The sequence below is a fragment of the Pilosibacter sp. YYHA0881 genome (assembly GCF_051602715.1).
In the GTDB taxonomy this organism is placed as follows: Bacteria; Bacillota; Clostridia; order Lachnospirales; family Lachnospiraceae; genus Alitiscatomonas; species Alitiscatomonas aceti.
Window position 1 is genome coordinate 3,213,541 of sequence record NZ_CP175657.1, and the last position, 24,599, is coordinate 3,238,139.

24 protein-coding genes and 1 pseudogene are annotated in these 24,599 nt (G+C 53.1%); 20 read left to right on the forward strand and 5 right to left on the reverse strand.

Translation table 11 applies throughout. From position 1 onward, the window contains the following. Positions 1-16 precede the first annotated feature (16 nt). Positions 17-1,351, forward strand: a complete 1,335-nt coding sequence (locus tag ACI6NM_RS15145; RefSeq protein ID WP_262427226.1) for a branched-chain amino acid transport system II carrier protein — start codon at positions 17-19, stop codon at positions 1,349-1,351. 106 nt (positions 1,352-1,457) lie between these two features. Here ACI6NM_RS15145 and ACI6NM_RS15150 read toward each other — a convergent pair whose 3' ends face one another. Next, on the reverse strand, positions 1,458-2,120 hold the full coding sequence (locus ACI6NM_RS15150; RefSeq protein ID WP_215653189.1) for an AroM family protein: 663 nt from the start codon (positions 2,118-2,120) through the stop codon (positions 1,458-1,460). Positions 2,121-2,620: 500 nt separating this feature from the next. Here ACI6NM_RS15150 and ACI6NM_RS15155 point away from each other — a divergent pair, with 500 nt between their 5' ends. The 6 genes and pseudogenes from ACI6NM_RS15155 to dusB all read left to right on the forward strand — a co-directional run bounded on the left by ACI6NM_RS15155 (position 2,621) and on the right by dusB (position 6,953). Then, positions 2,621-3,415 carry an N-acetylmuramoyl-L-alanine amidase gene (locus tag ACI6NM_RS15155; protein ID WP_262427225.1) on the forward strand — a complete coding sequence of 265 codons (795 nt, stop codon included), beginning with the start codon at positions 2,621-2,623 and terminating at the stop codon, positions 3,413-3,415. A gap of 104 nt (positions 3,416-3,519) precedes the next feature. Beyond that, positions 3,520-4,155 (forward strand): cytidylate kinase-like family protein, encoded by a 636-nt coding sequence (locus ACI6NM_RS15160; protein ID WP_158359442.1) that lies wholly within the window; start codon positions 3,520-3,522, stop codon positions 4,153-4,155. A 128-nt stretch (positions 4,156-4,283) separates the two neighbouring features. Then, positions 4,284-4,838, forward strand: a pseudogene (locus tag ACI6NM_RS15165) (HAD family hydrolase); the annotation flags it as partial. Positions 4,839-4,913: 75 nt separating this feature from the next. Next, a complete protein-coding gene (locus tag ACI6NM_RS15170; protein WP_262427287.1) occupies positions 4,914-5,291 on the forward strand; it encodes a DUF6145 family protein in 378 nt (125 codons plus the stop codon). After that, positions 5,284-5,997, forward strand: a complete 714-nt coding sequence (locus ACI6NM_RS15175; RefSeq protein WP_262427224.1) for a hypothetical protein — start codon at positions 5,284-5,286, stop codon at positions 5,995-5,997. The genes ACI6NM_RS15170 and ACI6NM_RS15175 overlap by 8 nt, the downstream gene beginning before the upstream one ends. Then, positions 5,994-6,953 carry a tRNA dihydrouridine synthase DusB gene (gene dusB / locus ACI6NM_RS15180; protein ID WP_262427223.1) on the forward strand — a complete coding sequence of 320 codons (960 nt, stop codon included), beginning with the start codon at positions 5,994-5,996 and terminating at the stop codon, positions 6,951-6,953. Before ACI6NM_RS15175 ends, dusB begins: the two co-directional genes overlap by 4 nt. A gap of 100 nt (positions 6,954-7,053) precedes the next feature. Here the strand turns inward: dusB and ACI6NM_RS15185 are convergent, their stop codons facing one another. Next, entirely contained in the window at positions 7,054-7,728 is a 675-nt protein-coding gene (locus tag ACI6NM_RS15185; protein ID WP_262427222.1) for a GntR family transcriptional regulator, read from the reverse strand. A gap of 297 nt (positions 7,729-8,025) precedes the next feature. On the opposite strand from ACI6NM_RS15185, the gene ACI6NM_RS15190 reads away from it, so the two are divergent. The 6 genes from ACI6NM_RS15190 (at position 8,026) to ACI6NM_RS15215 (ending at position 15,272) form a co-directional block, all read left to right on the forward strand. After that, positions 8,026-9,060: a zinc-binding alcohol dehydrogenase family protein gene (locus ACI6NM_RS15190; RefSeq protein WP_158359449.1), complete on the forward strand. Its 1,035-nt coding sequence runs from the start codon at positions 8,026-8,028 to the stop codon at positions 9,058-9,060. A 160-nt stretch (positions 9,061-9,220) separates the two neighbouring features. Further along, a complete protein-coding gene (gene dctP, locus ACI6NM_RS15195) occupies positions 9,221-10,330 on the forward strand; it encodes a C4-dicarboxylate TRAP transporter substrate-binding protein (RefSeq protein ID WP_262427221.1) in 1,110 nt (369 codons plus the stop codon). 69 nt (positions 10,331-10,399) lie between these two features. Further along, positions 10,400-10,909 (forward strand): TRAP transporter small permease, encoded by a 510-nt coding sequence (locus ACI6NM_RS15200; protein WP_022273250.1) that lies wholly within the window; start codon positions 10,400-10,402, stop codon positions 10,907-10,909. Beyond that, positions 10,902-12,188: a TRAP transporter large permease gene (locus ACI6NM_RS15205; protein ID WP_022273249.1), complete on the forward strand. Its 1,287-nt coding sequence runs from the start codon at positions 10,902-10,904 to the stop codon at positions 12,186-12,188. Before ACI6NM_RS15200 ends, ACI6NM_RS15205 begins: the two co-directional genes overlap by 8 nt. A gap of 97 nt (positions 12,189-12,285) precedes the next feature. Continuing rightward, positions 12,286-13,785 (forward strand): tagaturonate reductase, encoded by a 1,500-nt coding sequence (locus tag ACI6NM_RS15210; protein ID WP_158359450.1) that lies wholly within the window; start codon positions 12,286-12,288, stop codon positions 13,783-13,785. A gap of 8 nt (positions 13,786-13,793) precedes the next feature. After that, a complete protein-coding gene (locus tag ACI6NM_RS15215; RefSeq protein ID WP_022273247.1) occupies positions 13,794-15,272 on the forward strand; it encodes a UxaA family hydrolase in 1,479 nt (492 codons plus the stop codon). A 78-nt stretch (positions 15,273-15,350) separates the two neighbouring features. Here ACI6NM_RS15215 and ACI6NM_RS15220 read toward each other — a convergent pair whose 3' ends face one another. The 3 genes from ACI6NM_RS15220 to pcp all read right to left on the reverse strand — a co-directional run bounded on the left by ACI6NM_RS15220 (position 15,351) and on the right by pcp (position 17,215). Next, a complete protein-coding gene (locus ACI6NM_RS15220) occupies positions 15,351-15,938 on the reverse strand; it encodes a DUF6591 domain-containing protein (RefSeq protein WP_262427220.1) in 588 nt (195 codons plus the stop codon). 62 nt (positions 15,939-16,000) lie between these two features. Beyond that, positions 16,001-16,333: a MerR family transcriptional regulator gene (locus tag ACI6NM_RS15225; protein ID WP_158359454.1), complete on the reverse strand. Its 333-nt coding sequence runs from the start codon at positions 16,331-16,333 to the stop codon at positions 16,001-16,003. A gap of 240 nt (positions 16,334-16,573) precedes the next feature. Next, positions 16,574-17,215: a pyroglutamyl-peptidase I gene (gene pcp / locus ACI6NM_RS15230; protein ID WP_022273239.1), complete on the reverse strand. Its 642-nt coding sequence runs from the start codon at positions 17,213-17,215 to the stop codon at positions 16,574-16,576. Positions 17,216-17,418: 203 nt separating this feature from the next. On the opposite strand from pcp, the gene yaaA reads away from it, so the two are divergent. The 7 genes from yaaA to ilvC all read left to right on the forward strand — a co-directional run bounded on the left by yaaA (position 17,419) and on the right by ilvC (position 24,592). Continuing rightward, positions 17,419-18,225 (forward strand): peroxide stress protein YaaA, encoded by an 807-nt coding sequence (gene yaaA / locus ACI6NM_RS15235; RefSeq protein WP_262427219.1) that lies wholly within the window; start codon positions 17,419-17,421, stop codon positions 18,223-18,225. After that, entirely contained in the window at positions 18,226-19,101 is an 876-nt protein-coding gene (locus ACI6NM_RS15240; RefSeq protein ID WP_262427218.1) for a methionyl aminopeptidase, read from the forward strand. A gap of 144 nt (positions 19,102-19,245) precedes the next feature. Next, positions 19,246-19,884, forward strand: coding sequence for a type I phosphoribosyltransferase (locus tag ACI6NM_RS15245; RefSeq protein ID WP_022273236.1), 639 nt, complete (start codon positions 19,246-19,248; stop codon positions 19,882-19,884). Between the two features lie 141 nt (positions 19,885-20,025). Further along, a complete protein-coding gene (locus ACI6NM_RS15250) occupies positions 20,026-20,820 on the forward strand; it encodes a hypothetical protein (RefSeq protein WP_022273235.1) in 795 nt (264 codons plus the stop codon). Positions 20,821-21,308: 488 nt separating this feature from the next. Further along, positions 21,309-22,970, forward strand: a complete 1,662-nt coding sequence (gene ilvB / locus ACI6NM_RS15255; RefSeq protein WP_262427217.1) for a biosynthetic-type acetolactate synthase large subunit — start codon at positions 21,309-21,311, stop codon at positions 22,968-22,970. Positions 22,971-22,974: 4 nt separating this feature from the next. Beyond that, on the forward strand, positions 22,975-23,523 hold the full coding sequence (gene ilvN / locus ACI6NM_RS15260) for an acetolactate synthase small subunit (RefSeq protein ID WP_022273232.1): 549 nt from the start codon (positions 22,975-22,977) through the stop codon (positions 23,521-23,523). Between the two features lie 55 nt (positions 23,524-23,578). Beyond that, positions 23,579-24,592: a ketol-acid reductoisomerase gene (ilvC, locus tag ACI6NM_RS15265; RefSeq protein WP_022273231.1), complete on the forward strand. Its 1,014-nt coding sequence runs from the start codon at positions 23,579-23,581 to the stop codon at positions 24,590-24,592. The last annotated feature ends 7 nt before the right edge of the window (positions 24,593-24,599 follow it).

The following is a 24,599-nucleotide window of genomic DNA, read 5'->3' on the forward strand; positions in this document are numbered from 1 at the left end:
AGGAGGGTTTATGTTTATGAAAAAGGGTAATTTATTACTGGATGCCGGGATCGTCGGCCTGGCTTTATTTGCAACGATCTTTGGAGCTGGAAACCTTGTTTTTCCGCCGATCCTGGGATTGACGGCGGGAACAGACTGGGTTCCGGCGACCCTGGGGCTCCTTCTTTCGGGAATCGTTCTTCCGGTTCTAGGAACATGGGCGGTAAACTGTGTGGGGGATCATGCCAAATTCCTGACCTACCATGTATCTCCGAATTTTTATACGATCCTTACGTGCTGTTCAGTGCTTCTCGTATGCGTGGGATCCACACTTCCCCGTGTAGGAGCCACAACCCATGAAGTGGGCGTACAGAGCATTTTCCCTAATTGCCCGATCTGGGTTACAGTGACGATCTTCTTTGCTGTGACGTATTATTTTGCAAGAGAAAGGGAGTCAGTCATCGACAAGGTTGGAAAATATCTGACACCGGCGCTGGTAGTTATCATCGGCATCATCCTTGTGAAGGGAATCATCACGCCGATCGGTGAGATCGCGGATCCTGTGCTTGCAAAACCGTTTGTCTCCTCGATCCTGGAGGGATACAAGGTTGGAGATCTGACCACGACCTTAATGCTGGCGCATGTTTTTATCTATGCACTGGAAGAGAAGGGATACATAGGCGCTGATCTGAAAAAAGGCGTATTTATGGCTGGTATCGTCTGTATTGTCGTAATGTCAGCGATCTATGTGGCGCTCACCTATATTGGAGCCACTGGCGGATCCTTATATCCGGCTGATATATCCAGGACGGCACTGTTATCCGGTATTGCATTAAATATTTTTGGAAAGACCGGTCAGGTCGGCCTTGGGATCGTAGTTGCCCTGGCCTGCCTTACCACCTCTGTGACTCTGGCTGCCTCTGCCGCTGCATTCTTTGTGGACTTATGCCGTACAAAGTTTGGCGTCCAGATCTCCTATAAGTGGCTGATCCGCGGGATCTGTGTATTCTGCGCAGTGGCAGGAACCTTTGGTGTTACCAATATCATTAATTACGTGACCCCGATCTTCCTTACCATATATCCGCCGCTGATCGTCCTGACAGTGCTTGGTTTTGTGGATAAGTGGATTCCCAATGATGGAATTTACAAGGGGGCTGTATATACATCCACATTTTTCGGATTCTTAGACGGCGTGATCGCAGTATTTCCGAATTTCACGGGACTGTATGACGTGTTATCCTATATCCCGCTGTTCACAGATGGATTTGGCTGGGTCATCCCGTCACTGGCAATGGGTGTGATCATGGGAATCGTATACCGCGGAAAGCCCAGGAATTACTGTCCAAAGACAGAAGATCGTCTGGCGCTTTAAAGGGATAAGAGAAAAGGAAAACAGACCTGGTTTAACAGGGGGCAGGAGTGATGGATATGGATCGCTCCTGCCCTCTGTCGGCGGCTTTTTGTATTCAAAAACCAGTCTACGCCAGCTCCTTCACCACCCGAGCCGCCAGGGTCCGCGGGAGAAGCACGGATTTTCCGGTGAGGGCCTGGACCCGTTCCTTCATTTCCACGGTGTAGCCGATGCAGTCCAGGACGATGAGATCGGCGTCGGAGGGGATGCTGCGGGCAGCCGCAGCCACGGCCTCTATGCCATCATAGGGAGAGGCGGCCAGGCCATAGACAGAATCGGCGCAGCCTGCCCATTTGGTCTGCATCTGGGGCAGCTGCTCTTTTACTGGAGCAATGACGGCCAGACGGTGCGGATGGATGGCAGAAACGATGGATGTCAGGATCTTACTGGGGAAGATTAACGGCACGTCTGCCTGGAATGTGTCGGGAAATTCTCCGGTGCAGAGGAAGAGGATCAGGGAGACCTGGTCCTTTTTCAGCTGGTCCATGCAGGCCTCAAGCCTTGGCAGGATATGGGACTCTCCAAAGGAAACGGAGCTTCCGTCCTTTAAGCGGGATACGAGCACATGATCGCCGGGAGCCGGAGTCATGGTCTGGATCTCCTCCTTTGTCAGTCCGTCCAGTCCGCCCATCTGGATGATCTCGATGGAGTCACCGAGGATGGGAGCGATCTCAGGGATCAGATCTGTGCGCGGCGTCTGGCCGACGGTGATGGCACCTATTTTTTTCATGGGTTACCTCCTGTGGTTCTTTATTTATGATCTTCGATTCTGGCCTTCTGGCCTGCCAGCATCATTATACTATGTCCTCCGGACATGGTATCCCTCTGGGGGAATTGGGCGCCTGGTTTTCTGCGGTGAACGCAGAAACCAGATGCGCGATGGTATAATGTCTGCTTTGCAGACATTATACCATGTCCTCCGGACATGGTACCCCTCCGGGAGATTTGAGCGCCTGGATTTTCGCGGTGAACGCGAAAACCAGATGCGCCATGGTATCCCTCCGGGGGAATTGAGCGCCTGGTTTCCTGCGGTGAACGCAGAAACCAGATGCGCGATGGTATAATGTCTGTTTTACAGACATTATACCACAGACAGCTGCGGATTGGCATGTATACAGACAGATTTTTCCTTCTTTCCTCCCGGTCCCCAGGCCTGTTCCGGGTCTGGCGGATCCACTTTTCCCCTTTTATCATAGAATAATCTTACAGAAACGAAAAAGGGGAGATTTTATGAATGAGAACAGAAAGGTCATCATTGACGCCGGTCATGGAGGACCGGAGCCGGGAGCCGTATATAATGGAAGGAAGGAAAAAAACGATACCTTAAGACTGGCCTTTGACCTGGGAAGCGCTCTGGAGCGCCGGGGGATCCAGGTATCCTACACCCGGGTGGAGGATGTATACGACACCCCCTATGAGAAGGCCGCCATGGGAAACCAATCGGGCGCAGACTTTTTTGTGTCCATCCACAGGAATGCCATGCCGGTGCCGGGAACTGGCTCGGGGATCGAAAATCTGGTGTTTTCTTCTTCCGGCACAGCCGGACTGCTGGGAAAAAACATCGGTCGGCAGCTGGCGGCTGTGGGCTGGACAGATCTGGGTGTCAAGGAGAGACCAGGCCTGGTGGTCCTACGCCGGACGAAAATGCCGGCGGTGCTGGTGGAAGCCGGATTTCTTGACAATGAAAAGGACAACGCCTTTTTTGACGCCAATCTGGCGGCCACAGCCGATGCCATCGCCGACGGCATCCTTGAGACCTTTGAGGAGCTGGAGGCCCGGGAGGACCAGGCGGCCAGCGGGGAGGTCCCTGGATTTTATATGGTGCAGACCGGGGTATTCCGGCTGCGCTCCAATGCCGAGGCCCAGCTTCAGGAGCTGAAGGACCAGGGCTTTCCAGCCTTTATGACCGTAAAGGACGGCCTTTTCTATGTGCGGGCCGGGGCGTTCCGGGAGATGGACAACGCGGTGCAGATGGAGCGCCGTCTGAGGCGGCTGGGCTACGGGACTCTGATCACAAGATCCTGAAAAAGGGCTTAAAATCCAGTGGGGAATGTGGTATGATAAAGCTGTCAGAAACAGATGTAAACACGTTGAAATTTTCATGAAAAACAACAGAAGGGGGCGCTTTTATGGAAAAACAGAATCTGATCATCACCATCGGCCGCCAGTACGGCAGCGGCGGAGCGGAAGTCGGGAAGAAGCTGGGCCAGAGGATGGGCCTGGACGTTTATGACAAAGAGATACTGAAGATGACTTCCGATGAGAGCGGGATCCGGGAAAGCTATTTTCACCTGGCCGACGAGCGGGCGGGAAAAAAGCTGCTTTATAAGATCGTCCAGTCCCTGATCCCGGAAAATACGTCCCCTTCCACAGGCTCCGACCTGGTATCCGCCGACAATCTGTTTCGGTTCCAGTCTGCGGTCATCCGGCGTCTGGCCCAGGAGGAATCCTGTATTTTCATTGGCCGCTGCGCCGACCATGTGCTGGCGGGAACCGAGCGGCTGGTGAGGATCTTCATCTACGCGGACATGGAGGCCAGGATCCAGAGGATCCGGGAAAAGGGCTATTATGAGGAACATGAGATCGCCAGAAATATCCGGCGCATGGACCGGGAACGGCGGGATTATCACCGGTATTACACAGGAAAAGAATGGGAGAACGTGGAAAACTATGATATGATGCTGAATTCCGGGGTCCTGGGTACGGACGGCTGCGTGGAATGTATTTTGTCCTACCTTAAGATCCGCGGCCTGTATCCGGCATAGGCCGGGAGGGGCGGTTTTTTTTGGAGGCCAGGAAGTCCAGGCTCCGGGAAACCCGCTCTTGCAGTTTGGCCTTCCAGTTGCTATAATATCGGAAGCCATCATAGTTGGAAACAAGGAGATAGAAAACAATGGAGCATAAGAAGATAAGCGCCGTGATCTTTGACATGGACGGCGTGATCGTGGACAGCGAGTTTGTATATATGGATTACCTTCTGGAGTTTGCCAGGAAAAAGAATCCGGAGGTGACCATGGACCAGTTAAACCCCATGGTGGGCCTCAGCCGGAAGGACAGCTGGACGGTAATGAAAAATGCAGTGGACAACGGCCAGACCTGGGAGGAGCTGCGGGATGAATTTGCGGTCCTGGATATTTACAGCCAGGTGGACTATAAAAAGATCTTCCGGCCCGAGGCCTACACGACGGCCATGGAATTAAAAAAACGCGGCTACAAGGTGGCCCTGGCCTCCTCCACAGGCCCGAAGCTGATCGCCCGGATCATGGAGGAGACGGGGATGCGTCCCGTATTTGATCTGATCGTCAGCGGCGGCCAGTTTAAGCAGAGCAAGCCCAATCCGGAGATCTATCATTATACGGCCAAGACCCTGGGGATCCCGGAAGAGGAGTGCTTTGTGGTGGAGGATTCCACGGTGGGGATCCAGGCAGGAAAGGCGGCCGGGATGACCGTGGCAGCCCTGGAGGATGACCGGTTCGGCTTTGACCAGAGCCAGGCGGATATCCAGATCCGGCAGATCTCTGAGATCTTAAAATTTCTTCCGGGGACAGAAAATATAGTCCTCTGCGGAGCCAGCTCCTATGAGCAGAAGTATTATTTCAACCAGGATTTTAAGGCGCTGCCGGATCATATAAAAAAAGAGCTGCAGATCATGTGCGTGCTGTTCACCGAGGACATCGGCGGCGTCCTGACCATGGAGTTTACGCCGGAGGGGGAGCTGGAGTTTAAGGTCCAGGCTGACGATAAGGACTATTTATTTGATGAGATCGGCAGCGGCTTAAAGATCCGCCAGTACCAGAGGGAGAAAAAGGAACTTCTGGAGTCCCTGGAGCTGTATTACCGGGTGGTATTCCTGGGAGACAGCCTGGCGGACCTGGAAACAGAGGAGGAGACGGATGCGTGATCGGAAGAATGGAATGGGAAGGCAGGCGGTCCTGGCTGCGGTCCTTGCGGGGGCCCTGTCCATGGGGACCGTATCCGCCGATGCCCTTGCCTTTAATTTTGGTCCCGGCATGGAGGACCATGAGGTGATCATATATAACGGCCAGACAGCCAACAATCCGGCCTATGACAACGGCTGGAGCGGCGGGGCCGGTCCCGGAGAGGTGGGAAATAATCCCATGGGGAACCAGGGACAGACAGAGGAAGAGGCCCTGTCCGGCGGCCCCAACTCCGAGGCGGCGAAAAAATACCTGGAGGATCAGGAACGTTCCCTCTACATATTCAGCACCTACCGGGGAGGGACCTGGGAAAAGCTGGAGGATGGGAAATGGAGGCTGCTGGCATCTGACGGGCAGCCTGTTTCCAGCCAGTGGGGCTATGTGGACGGGAAAACGTATCTGCTGGACATGTACGGGATCATGCAGACGGGCTGGCAGATGGTCAATGGAAAATGGTATTATTTAAACAGCGTGGGAGCCATGCAGACGGGCTGGCTTCTGAAGGAGGGAAAATATTATTTCCTCAATGCCGACGGCAGTATGGCCATCGGCTGGGTCAATTCCCAGGGGATCTGGTATTATTTTGACCAGCAGACCGGCGTCATGCAGACCAATACGTATGTGGACGATGGCCGCTATGTGAACGCGGAAGGAGCCCTGGTACCATGAAGCTGACGATCGGAAATGTGACCCTGGACAACAACGTGATCCTGGCTCCCATGGCCGGGGTGACGGACCTTCCCTACCGGGTGCTGTGCCGGGAGCAGGGCTGCGGTCTGGTATGTATGGAGATGGTCAGCGCCAAGGCGGTGCTGTATAAAAATAGGAATACAAAGGAGCTTCTGGAGGTGGATCCCAGGGAACGGCCCGTGTCCCTTCAGCTGTTCGGGTCAGATCCGGAGATCCTGTCAAAGATCGCAGGAGAGCTGGAAGAGGGGCCCTACGATATTTTCGACATCAACATGGGCTGCCCGGTCCCAAAGATCGTAAAAAACGGAGAGGGATCGGCTCTGATGAAGAACCCGAAGCTGGTGGAGGAGATCCTTTCCGCCATGGTGCGCACCCTTAAAAAACCGGTGACGGTGAAGATCCGCAAGGGCTTTGACGATTCATCGGTCAACGCTGTGGAGATCGCGAAGATCGCTGAGGGCTGCGGTGTTTCGGCCATTGCCGTCCACGGCCGTACCAGGGAGCAGTATTATTCGGGAAAGGCGGACTGGGACATCATCCGCCAGGTCAAGGAGGCGGTATCCATTCCGGTCATTGGAAACGGAGACGTGTTCACGCCGGAGGATGCGAAGCGGATGGTGGAGGAGACCGGCTGCGACGGTATCATGGTGGCCCGGGGAGCCAAAGGGAATCCCTGGATCTTCCGGGAGATCGCAGAATACCTGGAAACAGGGAGAAAGCCTCCCAGGCCGTCCTCAGATGAGCTTAAGGTCATGATCCTGCGCCACGGGCAGATGATGCTGGAATTCAAAGGCGAGACAGCGGGGATGCGGGAAATGAGAAAGCATGTGGCCTGGTATACGGCCGGGTATCCCAATTCTGCGGCGTTGAGAAACGATATCAATACGGTGTCCACCATGGATGAGCTGACGGCTCTGATCGGAGAACGCCTTTAAGAACAAAAAAGAAAGAACGGGAAAGGCCGCAGGCCGGTCCGGGACAGCGAAAGCTGCCGGAGCGGTCTGCGGCCTTTTTGCGGCTGCAGGGCCGGAGGCGTCAGAATTTAATGGTGCCGTTGTCCATGCCGTCGAAGATCAGCTGGAAGGTGGATTTTTTCGATTCCTCCAGGTGATACAGCATTTTTTCTGCGGCCTCGTCCCAGTTTTTCTGAAGGCAGGGGCGGATGATATCCAGATGCTCTTTAAAGGTGTCCTCCAGACGGTTGTTGGAAACGTTGCCCGTCATGTAGCGGAACCGGGCGTTCTGGGTGAGGATCAGACTGTAATTGTTCTGGATGTAAACGTTGGGACAGGATCGGACGATCATCAAATGGAAATCAGAATCCAGTTCATAAAAATAGTCGTTGTTTTTAAAGCATTCGCTGTTGGAATCGGTGTGGAGGAAAATATCGTAAAATCCATGAAGCCGTTCCACAGGGAGAAGGGAGCCGTAATTTTTCAGGATATAAGGCTCGTACAGATTCCGTACCTCGAAGATCATGTTGATGTCACTGACCGTTAAGGATTTAACAGTGATCCCGCGTTTGGGACGGATCTCGATCAGCCCCTCCTGCTCCAGACGGCTTAAAGCGTCCCGGATGGGTGTACGGCTTAAGCCCAGGGCTTCCGTCAGGATCTCTTCATTTAAAAAGGTGCCGGGAGCGTATTCGCAGGTGACGATCTTCTGGCGTATCTTATTGTATGCTAAGGTTTTCAGATTTGTTTTCGGCATATGGGACTCCTTATGATGAAAAATGACACGTAAATAAGCGCTGATGTATATAACAGAAGTTTACCATAGAATCGGAGAATTTTCAAGGTGCTGAAATGTTAAAAGAATAACAAAATAGAACACAGCGGAATGCACAAAACACAGAAGAATGCTTTGTTAAAATGTACAGAACAGAAGAAAATAGTCGGTTCCATATTGACATATTGGCAGAAGATGTCTATAATCTGATGTATACAACAAAGAATACAAAATGAAACCGATGAGGTATCAATATATCATTCACAGGAGGAATGAACCATGAAAGCAATGTACATTAACGCTCCCGGCCAGGTCGAGATCAAAGACGTGGAAATGCCGGTGAGAAAAGAAGGCGAAGTTTTACTGAAGCTTCTTTACGGCGGGATCTGCGGAAGTGATCTGGGCTCCTACCGCGGGACCTTCGCATACTTCGATTATCCCAGGATCCCGGGCCATGAGTTTTCCGCAGAGGTCATCGAGGCCGACGAGAACAATGCCTATGGGATCAGGAAGGGAATGATCGTGACCTGCAACCCGTACTTCAACTGCGGCCACTGCTATTCCTGCCAGCACGGCACCGTAAACGCCTGCATGGACAACCAGACCATGGGCTGCCAGAGAGACGGCGCCTTCCAGGAATACATAACAATGCCCATCGAGCGTGTGTACGACGGTAAGGGCATGGATGCAAAGACACTGGCAGCCATCGAGCCCTTCTGCATCAGCTACCACGGCGTGAGCCGGGCCAACGTAAAAGAGGGAGATAAGGTCCTGGTAGTGGGAGCCGGAACCATCGGCGTTCTGGCGGCCATCGCAGCCAAGGCCAAGGGCGCGTCTGTTTACATTTCCGACGTATCTGCCGGAAAGCTGGAGATGGCAAAGGACTTTGGCGTAGACGGAACACTTTTAAATGATTCTCCGGAAAACTTCGAGAAGAGAGTGAACGAGATCACAGACGGCAACGGCTTTGACGTTACCATCGAGGCGGTGGGCCTTCCGTCCACCTTCCAGAACTGCATTGACGCCTGCTGCTTTGGCGGCCGTATGGTGCTCATTGGAGTTGGAAAGAAGAACCTGGACTTCAACTTCACGCTGATCCAGAAAAAGGAGCTGAACGTTTACGGCTCCAGAAACGCATTAAAGAAGGATTTCCTGGAGCTGATCGACATTGTGAACGCTGGAAAGGCTCCCCTGGAGAAGATCATCACCAACGTATATCCCTTTGATGAGGCTGCAAAGGCCTTTGAGGATTTTGCCAACAATCCGGGAGATATGTTAAAGGTCGTATTTGATTTCTCTGCTATCGGGAAATAAATACAGCCGGGCGGGACGGATCCCGCAAAGAAAAGGAACGTGAAGGCCCTGGAGGGCTTTACACATAAACCCAAAATATGCAGCGGCCCAGGCGGCCGGCGCAGAGGGCGCAAAGAACAGCCGGACCGCTGCAAAAAGCTAAAAACGGAGGGAAAACATTATGAAACTGAGAAAGGTTATGGCCCTGACACTGGCAGGAGCAATGACAGCAACAACTCTTACAGCCTGCGGCGGCGGAGCAGACGAGACGACTGCGGCAGCAGCCGGAGCTGACAAGGAAACAACAGCAGCAGCTGAGGACAAGGAGACGACCGCAGCAGCAGCTGATTCCGGCAGTGCAGACGCAGAGGTAGTTCTCCAGGTCGCATTCGAGAACTCCATCACTGAGCCCGTTGGCGAGGGCTGGACAAAGGCACAGGAGATCATCAAAGAGAAATCCGGCGGAAAGATGGCCATTGAGGTTTATCCGGACTCCCAGTTAGGAGACAAGTCCTCCCTGATCGACTCCATGCTCTTAGGAGAGAATGTCTGCACACTGGCAGACGGCGCTTTCTATGCAGACTACGGCGTACCGGATTTCGGTATTGTATTCGGACCGTTCCTGTTTGATAACTGGGATCAGTGCTGGACTCTGATCGAATCTGACTGGTATAAAGAGCAGTGCGGCAAGCTGGAGGAGAAGGGTCTTAAGATCATCGCTTCCAACTGGATCTACGGCGAGAGACATACATTAACAAACGTTCCGGTGAACACAGTTGAGGACTTAAAGGGCTTAAAGATCCGCGTTCCTTCCAATGAGATCCAGTCCAAGGGCTTCGACGTTTTAGGCGCAACCTCCACAGGTATGGCTTTAGGCGACGTTTACCAGGCTCTTCAGACCAAGACCATCGACGGCGCTGAGAATCCGTTAGCAACTCTTTATGGAAGAAAGCTCCATGAGGTTGCCAAGTACCTGATCCTTGACGGACACGTAAAGAACTTCACCACATGGGTGGTTTCTGCTGACTGGTTCAACAGCTTAACAGAAGAGCAGCAGACCTGGCTCTTAGAGACTGCTTCTGAGGCCGGTGAGTACAACAACGAAGTACAGCAGGCTGCTGAGGCCGATTACCTCCAGAAGATGAAGGACGAGGGCGTTACCGTTGTGGAGCCGTCCGAAGAGGTTCTTGCAGGCTTCAAGGAAAAGGCACAGCCCTTCTATGAGATGGACTTTGGCTGGACAGATGGTCTCTATGACACTGTAAGAGCAGCCATGGGCGCAAACGAATAAGACTGACAATGATCTTCTGCGGCGGACCGTTGCGGTCTGGCCGCAGAAGCCAATATTAGGAGCAAAGGTATGGAAAAGAAACAAAATAAAATTGCTTCTGTCCTGATGAACCTGGATATCGCAGTTGCATCTGCGATCCTGGCGATCCTGATCGTCCTTACCTTCCTGGGCGTGATCTGGCGTTATATTTTCGACGCTCCCTTCACATGGCTCGAGGAGGTGCAGACTTCCTGTTTAGTATGGATCGTATTTGCAGCGGCCGGCGCCGCTTTCAGGACCGGAAACCATGTGGCCATCGAAATGATCGTGGATCTGATGCCTGCGAAGGTGCAGAAGATCATGGAATGGTTCATTTCCATCGTGGTGGTGGCAGTTGTAGGCTATCTGTTCTTCCAGAGTATCGGCTTCATCCAGGTATTCATAAAGAGCGGCCGTTCCACCAGCATGTTAAAGATTCCTTATACAGCCGTATACGGAATTGCGATTTTTTCTTACATTGATATGATCTTCAGCTATTTTTACAGCATCATTAAAGGTGTAAAATCGGAAGCAAAGGAGGCGGCAAGCAGCAATGAGTGATGTTCTTATGTTATCAGCCATCGTAATGCTGGTCCTGTTATTCCTTAAGGTTCCGGTGTATATTGCCGTTCTTGGCGGCTCCATGGTGTATTTCGTATTGAATCCCGATATCAATGCCGTGGTATTTGCCCAGCAGGCCATCATCGGTACGGAGAAGATCTCCCTTATGGCCATCCCGTTCTTTATTTGTGCGGGTATCTTCATGAACTACACAGGCGTTACAAAGCGGATCATGGACTTCTGTGAGGTGGTCACTGGCCGTCTCCCAGGCGGACTTGCCCAGGTAAACGTCCTTCTCTCCACAGTTATGGGCGGTCTGTCCGGCTCCAATATCGCCGACGCGGCCATGGAGTCCAAGATGATGGTACCGGAAATGACAAAGAAGGGCTTTTCCCTTGAATTTTCCAGCGTGGTAACAGCGGCGTCCTCTATGATCACTCCGCTGATCCCCCCGGGAATCGCCATGATCCTTTACGGATGTATTGCCAACGTATCCATCGGTAAGCTGTTTATTTCCGGCTTTGGCGTAGGCGGCCTCCTCTGCATCACCATGATGATCTTAGTGGGCTTTATTTCAAAAAAACGCGGATACGGAAACCTGACCACAGAAAAGCTCACCTGGCCCCGGTTCTGGAAGGCCTTTAAGCCGGCAGTCCTGCCCTTATTGCTTCCGATCATCATCATCGGAGGTATCCGTATCGGTATCTTCACCGCAACGGAGGCCGGAGCTGTGGCGATCCTTTACGCTGCCCTTTTAGGCATCATTTACCGTGAAATGCATGTGAAGGATATGGTGCAGGGCTTAAAGGAGACCGTGTGCTCCACAGCATCCATCATGCTCATCGTATCCGCGGCATCTGTATTCTCCTGGATCCTTACCAAGGAGCGGATCCCGCAGACGCTGACCGCATGGATGTTAGCCAATATCCACAGTAAATTCGTATTCCTGATCGTTGTGAACGTGTTCCTTCTCCTTGTGGGCATGTTCATTGAAGGAAACGCTTCCATGATCATTCTGGTTCCGTTACTGGCTCCCATTGCTGCCGAGTACGGGATCAACGAGATCCAGTTTGCAATGATCTATATCTTCAACAACGCCATCGGCGCATTATCTCCGCCAATGGGCACGCTGATGTTCGTTACCTGTTCCATTACCAAGTGTAAGACGGCGGCCTTTATTAAAGAGGCAGTTCCGTTCTACATCCTGCTGGTGGTCAACCTGATGCTCCTGACATGGTTCGAGCCGTTCACCACCTTCCTGGTAAATCTGTTCTATTAATAAAGAGCCCTGCTTCCAAATGGAGGTAGCTTCACCTGCCGGATGGATGGTCATGCATTCATCCGGCAGATTTTTTAAGAAAGTCGAGGAAAGCTTTATGGAACGCTTAAATTATGAAGTGTTAAAAAAATCCGGTTATGACGGATATGTATTAAAGGATGCGCCGGAGAAGGTGCTGCAGTTCGGCGAAGGAAACTTTTTACGGGCGTTCGTGGATTACTGGTTCGATCTGGCCAACGAGAAGGCCGGCTGGAACGGAAAGTGCTGCCTGGTACAGCCCATTGCTCCAGGCCTTGCCAATATGATCAATGATCAGGAGGGCCTTTATACCCTGTATCTGCGCGGCAGTGAAAACGGCCAGAAGGTGGATGCAAAGCGCGTGATCTCCAGCGTGAGCCGCTGCTTAAACCCCTATGAAGCCGACGACTACAAAAAAATGATGGATGTGGCTGCCAGCGACGATCTGGAGATCATCGTTTCCAACACCACAGAGGCAGGCATCCAGTATGATCCTTCCTGCAAAAAGGACGACTGCCCGCCGTCCAGCTTCCCGGCAAAGCTGACCCAGGTCTTATATCACCGCTATAAAGCCGGAAAGCCGGGGATCGTGATGTTAGCCTGCGAGCTCATCGACAACAACGGAAAAGAACTGTTAAAGTGCGTGAACCAGTACATTGACCAGTGGGAGCTGGAGGATAGCTTCAGAAAATATGTGAATGAGGACTGCACCTTCTGCGGCTCCCTGGTGGACCGGATCGTACCGGGCCGTATCCGGGATGAGAAGGAAGTGGCTGAATTAGAAGAAAAGCACGGCTATGCAGATCCCCTGCTGGACGTGGGAGAGGTGTTCGGCGTATGGGTCATCGAAGGCGACGAGAAGTTAAATGATGTGCTTCCCTTTAAGAAGGCCGGACTTCTGGATAAGGTATTCGTAACACCGGATATGAGCCCCTACAAAAAGAGAAAGGTGCGTATCTTAAACGGCGCCCACACAGGCTTTGTCCTCGGCGCATACCTGGCAGGTGAAAATATCGTCCGGGACTGCATGAACGATGAGACCATCAAGGGCTTCATGAACAAGATGCTCTACGATGAGGTGATCCCGACCCTTCCGCTGGATAAGGACGATCTGATGCAGTTTGCTGCCGCCGTGGAGGACCGGTTCAATAATCCCTTTGTAAACCATGAGCTCATGAGCATTTCCTTAAATTCCACCTCCAAGTGGAAAGCCCGGAATATGCCGTCCTTCTTAGGATACATTGAGGAAAAGGGCTGCCTGCCCCAGTGCCTGACCATGTCCCTGGCTGCTTATATCGCATTTTACAGCAATGAGATCCAGTCCCTTACGGACGCTGGACTGGTATGCAGACGCCCGGCTGGAAATGAGTATACCGTAAGCGATGACCGCTGGGCCCTGGAATTTTACTATGCCCACAGAAACGACACTCCAGAGGCTCTGGTCCATGCCGTTCTTACCAACGAACAGATGTGGGATCAGGATCTTACAAAGATCGCCGGACTGGAAGAAACCGTTACTGCTGATTTAAAGATGATCCGCACGGAAGGAGCAAAGGCTGCGTTTGCAAGCTGCCTGTAATTTGAAATATGAAAACAATAAGGATTTCTGATCTGGACAACGTGGCAGTGGCTCTCCACCCCATCGCAGAAGGCGAGGAGATCACCGCCGGAGGGATCACTGTTAAAGCTCTTATGGACATCCCCCAGGGCCATAAGATCGCCCTTCTTCCCATCAAAAAGGGTGAAAATGTGGTAAAATATGGCTTTCCTATCGGTCATGCCACCGAGGATGCCGCTCCGGGAACCTGGATGCACACCCATAACGTAAAGACCAACCTGGAAGGTGAGATGGAGTACACCTATACCCCAAGCCTCACATTCCCTGAAAAGGTGGAGCCGGAGACCTTCCAGGGCTTCCGCAGAAAGGATGGCCGCGCCGCCATCCGCAATGAGATCTGGATCATTCCCACGGTGGGCTGCGTCAACGATGTGGCCAAGAAGATGGTGCGGGACAATCAGGATCTTGTGACAGGGACCATCGACGGCCTTTATACCTTCCCCCATCCCTTCGGATGCAGCCAGACCGGCGAGGACCATGCCCAGACAAGGAAGCTTCTGGCGGCCCTGGTGCGCCATCCCAACGCGGCGGCTGTGCTGGTGCTGGGACTGGGCTGTGAAAATCTGACCCACGAGCAGTTCTTAGAGGAGCTGGGCGATTACGATAAGGACCGGGTAAAATTCCTGATCTGCCAGGAAGCCGGGGACGAGTTTTCTGAGGGCCGGGAGCTGTTAAAGCAGTGCGCGGAATATGCGTCCCAGTTTAAGAGAGAGCCCATTCCCGTAAGCGAGCTGGTCATCGGCATGAAGTGCGGCGGCTCCGACGGCTTATCCGGAATCACGGCCAATCCGGCTGTGGGCCGCTTCAGCGACATGATGGCGGCCAGAGGCGGCTCCACTGTGCTCACAGAGGTGCCGGAGATGTTTGGCGCAGAGGGCTTCTTAATGAACCGCTGCGTCAATGAAGCGGTGTTTGAAAAGGCCGTGGACATGATCAATGGCTTTAAGAATTATTTTATCAGCCATAATGAGGTGGTTTATGACAACCCCAGTCCCGGAAACCGTCAGGGCGGGATCACCACCCTGGAGGACAAGTCCTGCGGCTGTGTCCAGAAGGGCGGTACAGCTCCCATCATGGACGTGATCGGCTACGGAGATCCGGTGACAGCCAAGGGGCTCAATATGCTGTATGGACCTGGAAACGATCTGGTCTCCGCCACAGCCATGACAGCGGCGGGAGCCCATATGATCCTGTTCACCACAGGGCGGGGAACCCCCTTCGGAGCTCCGGCCCCGACTCTTAAGCTGGCCACCAACAGCCAGCTTGCGGAAAAGAAAAAGGGCTGGATCGACTTTGACGCCGGCCCCATCGCCGATGGAGAATCCATCGATGACGCTGCAAAGAGACTGCTGCAGCTGGTGATCGAAACGGCAGACGGAAAGCAGACAAAGGCCGAGGAGAAGGGATTCAGAGAGATCTCCATCTTTAAGGACGGCGTTGTGCTGTAAAACGTATGGGCGGCTCCAGAAGGGGCCGCCCATACGTTCTTTTTTTAAATTCACACAGTCTTTACAATCCCTTCCTAATTACAGGGAAACTTCCGTCAGTTTCTGGGTGATGCGCTCAGTGACCTCCAGATAATACAGAAGCTCTGAGTTATTTAATTCCTGGTTATCCAGTCGGTTAAGGCTATCCATGGCTTCCTGGTACTTTGAGAGGAAGGCGAGATAGTCTCCCATCATTTCGGGGCTGTAACCGGAATCGGAGTACCTGTTCATGAAGGCGCAGTACTCGTCGAAAAACTGCTCATATGTATCCAGCGCCTTTTTAAATTCGGACCGGATTCCATCTGTGGCTCTGGATTCCCTGGGGAAAGCCTTCACCTGGACCGTGTCATTTATGGTCCAGGCTCCATACTCGTTCACCGTGCTGCCGTCGGGGGTTACAGTATTCGTCATACAGTATCCCTGGCTGTCGAAGAAGTAACATTCGGCTGCTCCATCACTGTTTCCGTCGATCCACTGCCAGGCGTCTGCTGGATAGCTTCCATCCTCGTTTTGGTACCACCAGCCGTTGGCATCAGATCGCCACTGTCCTCCAAAGGCGGTGAGCCCCATGGAAATTGTCATGGCCGCAGCACAGACTCCAGCGAGCGCTGTTTTCTTCATGTTCATTATGATTCCTCCTAGTATAATGTTTTTTGGTAATTCTTGGGAACGTTCCTGCCGGCAGCGTATCATGAGAGCGAGTCCAGCAGCTTCAACGCTTTTTCTATCAGACGTTTCAACTCATCCTGCTCCCTTTTTAACGCCTTGATCCTGTTTTTTAGGGCTTTGCGCTTCACTGGGATGGAAGCGTCAATAATCCCGGATATTTCGCGGACCGGAAACCCGATCTGCTGATAGAAACGGATGTTCCGGATCCGTTCCTCTGCCGCTTGGTCATAGAGCAGGTGGCCATATTTATTTTTACCGGAGGCAGAAACCAGCCCGGCTTTTTCATATCCCTGGATGGTACGCCTGGATACTCCGGTACCGGCGCATATTTCTCGCAACGTTTTCGCTTCCACATCATTACCTCATCTTCCTTTTCAGCGTAAGACTGCACGCCGCGTGCAGTCAATGATTTGTTTTTATGAGGCAGGACCGCTTCCCGCAAAAGACTTTGTGATTTTCGCGGATAGCGGACTGGAAGATGAGAAAAACAAAAATACGCCCTGCATCAGAGCATGTATGCTCTTACAGGACGTATTTGATATGATTTTTCAGTTGAAACTGATATTTTATATACGCCGGGGCGGACTATCCCCTTAATGGATCTCCCCGCCCACTGCCCGGATATCGCATGTGTTGCGGACGGCGGCCTCAATGGCGGCCTCCAGGGCTGCGGTGATGTCTGCAATGGCCATGGACGGCGTATTGGGCTTATTGACTGCCTGGGATGCGGCGTATGGTACATGGATAAAGCCGCCGCGGACATCCGGGAATTCCTTATGGATATAATAGAGGATCCCGTACATCACATGGTTGCAGATATAGGTTCCGGCGGAGTTGGACAGACTGGACGGATATCCGGCGTCCTTGATGGCCTGGACCATGGCCTTCACGGGAAGATTGCTGAAGTACGCGGCATCCCCATCCGCAAATACCGGCTCGTCAATGGGCTGGTTTCCTTCGTTATCGGGGATCCTGGCATCGGTGATGTTGATGGCTACCCGCTCCGGCGTTACGCCGAACCTGCCGCCTGCCTGGCCGACGCTTATGACCATATCCGGCTGGAGCTCCTTCATCTTTTCATGGATCCTTTCGATGGATCTGCCGACTACGGTCGGGATCTGCATGGTGACGATCTCTGCCCCGGCGATCTCATTTCTGATACATTTTACGGCCTCCCAGGCCGGATTTATGGATTCGCCGCCAAACGGATCGAACCCTGTGACTAATACCTTCATGACGTTTCCCCTTTCCTGCGGTACACCCCTGTGCAGAATGGTTTGACAAACCCATTCTGTGAATGTATGATAAGTGGCGGGGACCCGGGCCGGAGCCGGAAATATCCAGTGCCGGAGCCGGAGTCCCGGGCCGCGGAGCGCGGCCCTCTGATATCCTCATTATACCGAAGGCTGGAAAAATATGCAAGGAGCGAAAACATCTGATGAAGATCATTATTTCCCCCGCAAAGAAAATGGAAGAACGCAGTGACATGTTTGAACCCGGCGGTTTTCCGGTGTTTCTGGACCGGACAAAACGGCTGCATGAACGGCTCTGCTCCATGTCGGAAGAGGAGCTTAAAGAGCTGTTTAAGGCCAACGACCGGATCACACGGGAAAATTTTGAACGGTACCAGGCCATGGATCTGGACCGGGCGCTGACGCCGGCCCTTCTTTCCTATGTGGGGATCCAGTACCAGTATATGGCGCCCCACCTGTTTTCCCATGGTCAGTGGGAATACGTAAAAAACCATCTGCGGATCCTGAGCGGTTTTTACGGGATCCTGCGGCCCGACGACCGGGTAACTCCCTACCGCCTGGAAATGCAGGCCAGGCTGGCAGTGGATGGAAAGAAGGACCTGTACGATTTCTGGGGGAGCAGTCTGTTTGAGGAGCTGACCGGAAAGACAGAAGAGGAGACGGAGCCGGGCAGCAGCGGGAAGGCAGAAAATACGCCGGTGATCTTAAACCTGGCCTCCAGGGAATACAGCAAAGCCATCGAGCCGTTCCTGACGCCGGATATCCGGTTTGTTACCTGCGTCTTTGGCGTGCTGAAGGACGGAAAAGTAAAGATAAAGGCCACGGAGGCCAAAATGGCCAGAGGAGAGATGGTCCGTTTTCTGGCAGAAAACAACGTTACAGATGTGGAAGCGGTCAAAGGGTTTTCCGTATCCGGCTACGGGTATTCCCCGGAGCATTCGGAGGAAAACAGCTTTGTGTTCATAAAAAATCATGGAAAAGAGGAAAAATAAATGTTAAAGAGAATCGGAAGCGGAGACCCATGCTGGTGCGGGAGCAGAAAGCCCTACGGCCAGTGCCACCAGGAATTCGACAGGAAGGTGAGCAGGGCCCGGTTCATGGGCCATGAGGTGCCGTCCCACAAGATCATAAAAACGCCGGAGCAGATCCAGGGGATCCGGGAGAGCGGAAAGCTCAATGTGGCGGTGCTGGACTACGTGGCAGAGCGGATCAGGGCCGGGATCACAACGGCGGAGATCGACCAGTGGGTGTATGATTATACAACAAAGCACGGAGGGATCCCGGCTCCTCTGGGCTATGAGGGCTTCCCCAAAAGCGTCTGCACCTCCATCGACGCCCAGGTGTGCCACGGGATCCCGTCAGAGGACGTGGTCTTAAAGGAGGGCGATATCATCAACGTGGATGTGTCCACCATCCTCCACGGCTATTATTCCGATTCCTCCCGTATGTTTATGATCGGGGATGTGGGACCGGAAAAGGAGAAGCTGGTGCGCGTCACCAGGGAAGCGGTGGAAAAGGGACTCCAGGAGGTGAAGCCATGGGGATATCTGGGAGACATGGGCCAGGCCGTCCATGACCATGTGAAAAAGCACGGCTATACAGTGGTGGAGGATGTGGGAGGCCACGGCGTGGGACTGGAATTCCATGAGGATCCCTTTGTCAGCTATGTGACCCGTCGGGGAACGGAAATGCTCATGGCCCCGGGCATGATCTTTACCATTGAACCCATGGTCAACATGGGCGGCGACGAGATCTTTGTGGACGATGGAAACGGCTGGACCATTTATACGGAGGATGGGAAGCCGTCGGCCCAGTGGGAGATCATGGTGCTGGTGACCGAGGACGGTCATGAGGTGCTGGCCTGGTAAAGGAAATGGGAAAATAGTAACTCTATTTCAAAAAAATAGATAAAATGTGTAAATTTTTCTTGTGATACCTCGGAAGGTTTAGTATAATAGAGTCAGATATCTGAACGGTTATGTACGTGAACCCTATGAAAAGGAGGCAGATCTATGGAGCTGAAGTACGAGAAAATTTATGCACCCGGAACCGACGTTGGCTTAAAGGTCACAAAAGGCCATTTTGCCACCAACCATGCCCACACCAATTATTATATCGATCTGACGACCATCAAGAGCCGCGTCAGTGAGGCCCAGGAGATCGCTAGGGCACTGGTACATATGTACCTGTACGACATGGTCGTGGATACCATCGTATGCATGGAAGGAACAGAGGTCATCGGAACGCTTCTGGCAGAGGAGCTGACAAAGGGCGGCTTCCTGTCCCTGAACGCCCACAAGACCATTTATATCATCAAGCCCGAATTCAACAGCAACAGCCAGATCATGTTCAAGGATAATTTCCGTCCCATGTTAAACGGGAAGAATGTGATCCTTCTGACTGCCACCGTGACCACGGGTCTTACCATCAACAAGGGCATCGAGGGAATCCAGTATTACGGCGGCATCATCCAGAGCGTATCGGCAGTGTTCAGCGCCCTGGACGAGATGAACGGGATCCCCATCAAATCCGTATTCGGAAAGCGGGAGCTGCCGGATTATATGTTCAGCGATTACCGCAACTGCCCGATCTGCAAGGAAGGAAAGAAGCTGGATGCGCTGATCAATCCATACGGATATTCAAAACTGTAAACGGGAAAACGAAAAACGGCGTCCTGCGGCTGTCCCTGGACGCCTTTTTTATGCCATAGGAAAAAGTGGCCGGCAGCCGGTCCTTCCGGGGTCCCCATTCCGTGAGAGAAAGCCGTACCATAAGAGAAAGGATAACAGAACATGGAATTAAATAAAAATATGATGCAGAAGACGGTCCTGGCCCTGGTGCTGCTTGCAGTGGCGGCGCTTTCGGCTTTTGTAGTATCGGAAAGAGTATCTGCGCCGGAATACCATAAGGCCTCCATGGAGGCCCTGGAGGAAAAGAAGATCACGGTCATGGAGATGACGGCGGCTGTGGCGGCCAGCTCCATCGCTGTGGCAGCCATTCCGGGGGACGCCACGACTCCCCTGGCGGACCAGATCGCAGAGCTTGGGAGCTATCTGATGATCGCCGCGGGGGCTGTGATGCTGGAGAAGTTCCTTTTGGCCATTACGGGCCATGCGGCCTTTTCTCTTCTGATCCCGGCTGCCTGCGTCCTGGGGATCCTGGGAATGTTTTTATCCTCCGGTGTTTTAAAACGTTTAGCCCTGCGCCTTGCTGTGACCGGCCTTGCCATATTTATGGTGATCCCCGCGAGCTTAAAGGTCAGCAGTCTGATCGAGGAGGCCTTTGAGGTCAGCCAGACCATTGAGGAGGCGGAAAAAGCCGCAGGAGCGGTGGAAGAGGAAGCGGCGGAGGCATCCGGAGAGGAAAAGGGACTGTCCGGCTGGATCTTAGGGGTAGGAGAGAAGCTCAATGGAGCAGTGGATCAGGCCAAAAAGGCGCTGGGCCGCTTTGTGGATGCAGTGGCGGTCCTGATCATCATTAACTGTGTGATCCCGGTGCTGGTGCTGTGGTTCTTCCTCTGGCTTATAAAAACGGCGTTCAGTGTGGACATCCATGTGCCGGCAGACCGGTTCCTGCCGGGAAGATGACCGAAGGCCGGAGCACTGTGACTCTGCCGGGAAGACGACCGGCCGCCTGGCCCCGCAGCGGGGCGTACGGTTTCGTCGTACCATAACCAAGATTTATGGAAAATATGAAAATAAAGCACTTGCAATTTCAGATGAAATTTGTATAATATAAACTAACATTAAGGGAAGGAGACGCAGATACAATGATGATGGAATTGGTACTAATCGCAGTCGTGATCCGAATTATTGGCAGCATTATCGTCGTGGACGGGAATGCTTATTTGCGTTATGCTGAAACTTAAGGGATCTGACGGCAGTATACTCAAAGAAATTTGGGATAGAGAGAAACCTTACAGCACGACGCTGTAAGGTTTTTTTGTATCATGGGAAAGTACATCCTATGATATAAAAAACGCTTTCTGCGGGGACCGCCGTGCGGCGGAAGGGAAATTTTCTGCGGAGGCGGCCCGGAAGATCTGTTTCCATCAACCAGACAAGGGGAAGACTTTATGAAAATGAATGGTGCACGGATCCTGGTGGAGGAGCTGATCCATCAGGGAGTGGAAGTGATATTTGGATATCCGGGCGGCGCGGTCTTAAATATTTATGATGAGCTCTACCTGGCATCAGACCGGATCCGCCATGTATTATCGGCCCATGAACAGGGAGCGGCCCATGCGGCCGACGGCTATGCCAGGGCCAGCGGGAAAACAGGAGTGGTCCTGGCCACCAGCGGACCCGGAGCCACCAACCTGGTGACCGGCATTGCCAACGCATACCTGGATTCAGTGCCCATGGTGGCCATCACAGGAAACGTGGCAGTCAGCAGCCTGGGGAAGGACTCCTTCCAGGAGGTGGATATCGTGGGGATCACCCAGCCCATCGTGAAGCACAATTTCATGGTGCGGGATATTAAGGATCTCCAGCAGACGATCCAGGAGGCCTTTGAGATCGCCAACGACGGGAGGAAGGGGCCGGTGCTCATCGATATCCCCAAAAACGTCCAGGCGGCGGAGTGGGAATACGATCCGGATATGAAGGCGCCTTCTGTGAAGAAGGCGAGAAAGACCAGCATCAGCAGCCTGGACGAGCTGCTGGAAATGGTAAAGAAAGCAAAGCGGCCGTTTATTTATGCAGGCGGCGGCGTGATCGCCTCGGGTGCTGAAAAAGAGGTCCTGGAGCTTTCAAGGCGGTTAGATGCGGCCGTGGGACTCAGCATGATGGGCCTCACCTCAGTGCCGGCCTCTTATCCGCTGAACCTGGGCATGTGCGGCATGCACGGACAGTACGCCTCCATCATGGCCCAGTCCCAGTGCGATCTGCTGTTTGCTGTGGGCGTGCGGTTTTCGGACCGGGCCACCGGCGACCTGAATGAATATACCAGCAAATGCATGACGGTCCATATCGATATCGACCGGGCGGAGATCGGAAAGAATGTGAGTCCCGATATCAGCATGTGGGGAGATGTGAAGATGATCCTTCAAAGGATCCTGGATGTGCTCCCTCAGTGTGAGCATCCGGACTGGCTCCGCCAGATCGAAGAGTATAAGAGCGCGGAGGTCCTGCCGCCTGCAAAGGGCTTCAGTCCCAGGGCGATCATTGAAGAGGTGAACCGCCACGGGGACGCGGACACGGTGGTGGCCACCGACGTGGGACAGCACCAGATGTGGACCATGCAGTTCTATAAATTTGAAAAGCCCCAGAGGCTTCTGACCTCCGGCGGCCTGGGGACCATGGGCTACGGCCTGGGAGCCGCCATCGGAGGCTGCATCGCCAACGGAAGAAAGCGGACGGTGCTTTTTACCGGGGATGGAAGCTTCGGGATGAATTTAAACGAAATGGCCACGGCGGTGAGCCAGAACCTGCCCCTGACCATTGTGGTGATGAACAACGATGTTTTAGGCATGGTGAGACAGTGGCAGACGATCTTTTACGATTGCCATTACTCCCATACCACCCTGGACCGGAGGACGGATTTCCCGGCCCTGGCAGCAGCTTTCGGGGCAAAAGGAGTTTCTGCCCATACCATGGAGGAGCTGAAGAAAGCCCTGGACGAGGCGGATCAGAGCGACGGACCGGTGCTCATCGACTGCCATATCGGTATGGACGAAAAGGTGCTCCCCATGATCCCGCCGGGCCGGTCGGCCAGAGACATGATAGTGAAAGGATAAGCCTATGGAAGAGAGATTTGCCGTTGGCCTGATCGTCAACAACCGCTTTGGTGTCCTGGACCGGATCGCCGGACTTTACGCCAAGCGCTGCTATAACATCGACGCCATCTCCGCCGGACCCACAGAGAACCCGGAATACACCCGGCTCACCATCGTGTCCACGGGAGATGAGTATATGAAGGACCAGGTGGTACGCCAGCTTTATAAGCTTTATGACGTGAAGACTGTGGCCCTTCTGGAACAGGAGCATACATTATTTGCCCAGCATATGTTTGTAAAGATGCATCTGACCGGAACGGAGCGCGGCTCCTCCAAGCACCAGGTGCTGGAGCTGATCAATGAATACGGAGGGAAGGTGGTGGACTTTGGAGAAGAACACCTGACTGCCGAGATCACAGGGACCAAGGAAAAGGTGGATTCCTTCGTGGAGAAGATCCGCAAGTTTGGGATCCTGGAGTTAAGCAGCTCCGGAGATATCGCCATTGGGATCGGCTGGGACAATACCTTAAGCGTCGCCCCCAGGGAGGCGGAGGAAGATCAGCCGGAACCGTAAGCGCGGATGAAAAAGGCTTTAACCAAATTTTATATATAAAAAAGGAGAAAAAACTATGGCTACAATGTATTATGAGAGAGACTGCAATTTATCACTTCTGGATGGAAAGAAGATCGCTGTGATCGGATACGGTTCCCAGGGCCATGCCCATGCGCTGAACTTAAGGGATTCCGGCTGTGACGTGGTGGTGGGTCTGTATGAGGGCTCTAAATCTGCCGTACAGGCAAAAGAGGACGGCTTTACTGTAATGAATACCGCTGATGCCGTAAAGGCCTCCGATATCATCATGATCCTGGTAAACGATGAAAAGCAGGCGGTTCTTTATAAAAACGATATCAGGGAAAATCTGACCGACGGAAAGACCCTGTGCTTTGCCCATGGTTTTAATATCCACTTTAAACAGATCATCCCGCCGGCCGGCGTGAACGTGATCATGATCGCTCCCAAGGGTCCGGGCCACACCGTCCGTTCCCAGTATGTGGCCGGAAAGGGCGTGCCCTGCCTGGTGGCCGTGGAGCAGGATCCCTCCGGAAATTCCATGGAGGTGGCAAAGGCCTATGCAGCAGGCATCGGCGGAGCCAGAGGCGGGATCTTAGAGACTACCTTTAAAGAAGAGACAGAAACCGATCTGTTCGGCGAGCAGGCAGTCCTCTGCGGCGGCGTGTGCGCCCTGATGGAGGCTGGCTTCAATACGCTGGTGGAGGCCGGATATAAGCCGGAGAACGCATATTTTGAGTGTATCCATGAGATGAAGCTGATCGTAGATCTGATCTTCAACGCCGGATTTGAGGGAATGCGCTATTCCATCTCTGATACGGCTGAGTACGGCGACTACATGACTGGAAAGCGGATCATCACCGATTCCGTAAAGGCAGAGATGAAGCAGGTTCTCACAGAGATCCAGGACGGCACTTTTGCCAAGAACTGGATCCTGGAAAACCAGGTAGGCCGCACCATGTTCAACGCAGCCAGAGCCGCCCATGCGGACACGCTGGCAGCAAAGACCGGCCGTGAGTTAAGGGCCAAGATGGGCTGGAAGCAGGCCCAGAACTTAGACGAGGCAAAATAATCTTAAG